Here is a 2,400-nt window from a genome sequence, read left to right as displayed (position 1 = left end):
AACTTGTATGGCATTCGGCGAAAAAATACATATCTCATCGCCTATTTAAATCAGTAGAGGAACTGAAAAACTTATTAAATAGGTTGTTAAATCAGGGAGAGTTAATAATTAGATGGGGAAGAAAAATTAAAAATAAAGGTAATGCTGCTATTGCAAACTAAATGTGGAACAGCTTAGCTCAACCAGAAACAGTTTCCTCTCTTCCAGACGATGTAGTAGTGCTGGAGTATGAGGTTATCCAGTGGACGGCTAGTGAGGGTTTGAAAGATACCCTATACGAAACCTATCGCCCACAGCGAATCCGAATTAAGGACGCTTTACCTCATCCCTCGCTGCTTTGTGAGAGTGCAGCCCTAGCACTTGTCTCGCCACCAGCACCAACTTACAAACCCCATCTTCCTAGCAACATTATCACACAAGGCAATTTGTCAGAGGCACAACTTGAAAGCGTTATTTACGCAGGTCAAACGCACTGTGAATTTCTGTCTGGGTCTTATATTGTTGATGACTCATGGGATAGTGTGACTGTCGCGGCTCAGGGCGAGGAAAATGCTGTTAGATTCCGCCGTGGCTGGTTTCTTGGCGATGGGACAGGTGCGGGGAAAGGAAGACAGTGTGCGGGAATCATCCTCGACAATTGGTGTCAGAGGCGGCAAAAAGCCATTTGGGTATCTAAAAGTTCTGCCTTAATTGAAGACGCCCGTAGAGACTGGTGTGCGCTCGGAGGTAGTGAAAAAGATATCATTGACCTCAGTAACATCAAACTTGGCGACCCCATCCCTTTCACCCAAGGCATTCTCTTCTGCACCTACTCAACTCTACGTTCTCAAAAGAACGGTAAAAGTCGGCTCAAGCAAATTGTTGAATGGGCAGGCAAGGACTTTGAGGGAGCGATCGCATTTGATGAGTGTCACGCGATGGGTAACGCAATGGCTCAAGAGGGTAAACTCGGTATGGTTGCAGCATCCCAGCAAGGCATTGTTGGGCTGAGGCTACAAAATGCCTTACCCTATGCACGGGTTGTCTATGTCTCTGCGACTGGAGCGACGAAGGTTTCCAACCTATCTTATGCAAATCGTCTGGGGCTTTGGCAGACTGGCGACTTTCCGTTTACCTCCCGTGAGGATTTTGTGGAATCCATTGAGGGCGGTGGTATCGCCGCGATGGAGGTAGTAGCCAGGGATCTCAAGGCTTTGGGACTGTATCTGGCGCGGAGCCTTTCATTCGAGGGAGTTGAGTATCAGACTCTCGAAATTGAATTAACGCCGACGCAGGAACGGAGTTATAACAGCTATTCTGATGCTTTTGGTGTTATTCACCATAATTTAGACAAAGCCCTAGAAGCTTGTAACATCTCTGGTGACAAGACTTACAACCGTGCTGCGAAGATGAGCGCAGTGTCTCAGTTCGAGTCGCACAAGCAAAGATTCTTCAACCATCTGTTAACTGGCATGAAATGTCCACAGTTAATTAAAGCAATTGAAGAGGATTTAGCTGCGGGTAACGCCATTGTTATTCAAATTGTATCAACTAATGAGGAGTTGCTTAAACGCCGACTCAATGAAGTTCCGTCCGAGGAATGGAAGGATCTCAATCTTGACCTGACTCCACGGGAATATGTTATGGATTACTTGATGAGTGCTTTTCCTGTTCATCTTCATTCCATACATTCTGGCGTTGATGGAGAAGAAAGATCCGAGCCAGTCTTTGACGCTGATGGCTCTCCGGTTATCTCCCAAGAAGCTGTAGCTTTGAGAGATGCCTTAGTCGATAAGTTAGCATGTCTTGATCCAATCCCTGGTGCATTAGAACAATTGCTGTGGCACTTCGGTAATAAGCAAGTGGCTGAAGTTACAGGTCGTAGCAAGCGAGTTTTGAAAGATGATTCAGGGCGTTTGTTCGTTGATTCACGGGGTAGTGGGGCGAATATTGCTGAGACTGCTGCGTTTATGCAGGGAGACAAACAAATCCTCATCTTCAGTGACGCTGGTGGGACAGGCAGAAGTTATCATGCTGACCTCAACGCTATGAATCGGCGGCGGCGATCGCATTATTTGTTGGAAGCTGGATGGAGGGCAGACAATGCAATTCAAGGACTTGGGCGCTCGCACAGAACCAACCAAGCATCAGCACCTATTTTCCGACCTGTTACCACTAACGTCATCGGTGAACGCCGTTTTATCTCAACCATTGCTCGAAGGCTGGATAGCTTGGGCGCACTCACAAGGGGGCAAAGGCAAACCGGAGGCAATGGGATATTTGAGGCTAAAGATAATCTTGAATCTCAAGAACTCTTGCATAAATATTTTTTGGTATAATGAAGGGTTATTTTTCTTAACGTTAGAGAAGTTAAAATAGCCACAATTTACAAAGTTTCTTATATTAACTGTTGCTGGAGAA

General features: G+C 46.0%; 1 protein-coding gene and 1 pseudogene. Both read left to right on the top strand.

All coding sequences use genetic code 11. The features are described 5' to 3' along the window. Positions 1 to 161: pseudogene (locus H6G97_RS49870) on the top strand (IS630 family transposase); the annotation flags it as partial. Then, a complete protein-coding gene (locus H6G97_RS49865) occupies positions 162 to 2,318 on the top strand; it encodes a strawberry notch-like NTP hydrolase domain-containing protein (RefSeq protein WP_242056184.1) in 2,157 nt (718 codons plus the stop codon). Positions 2,319 to 2,400: the final 82 nt, after the last annotated feature.

The sequence above is a fragment of the Nostoc flagelliforme FACHB-838 genome (genome assembly GCF_014698065.1).
Lineage (GTDB): Bacteria > Cyanobacteriota > Cyanobacteriia > Cyanobacteriales > Nostocaceae > Nostoc > Nostoc flagelliforme_B.
The sequence above is the reverse complement of the archived record's forward strand: the minus strand, read 5'-3'. Positions and strand labels throughout refer to the sequence as shown.

Bases quoted from the DNA above. Each gene is read 5' to 3' on its own strand.
- H6G97_RS49865 (WP_242056184.1), top strand. From the start codon at position 162: ATGTGGAACAGCTTAGCTCAACCAGAAACAGTTTCCTCTCTTCCAGAC.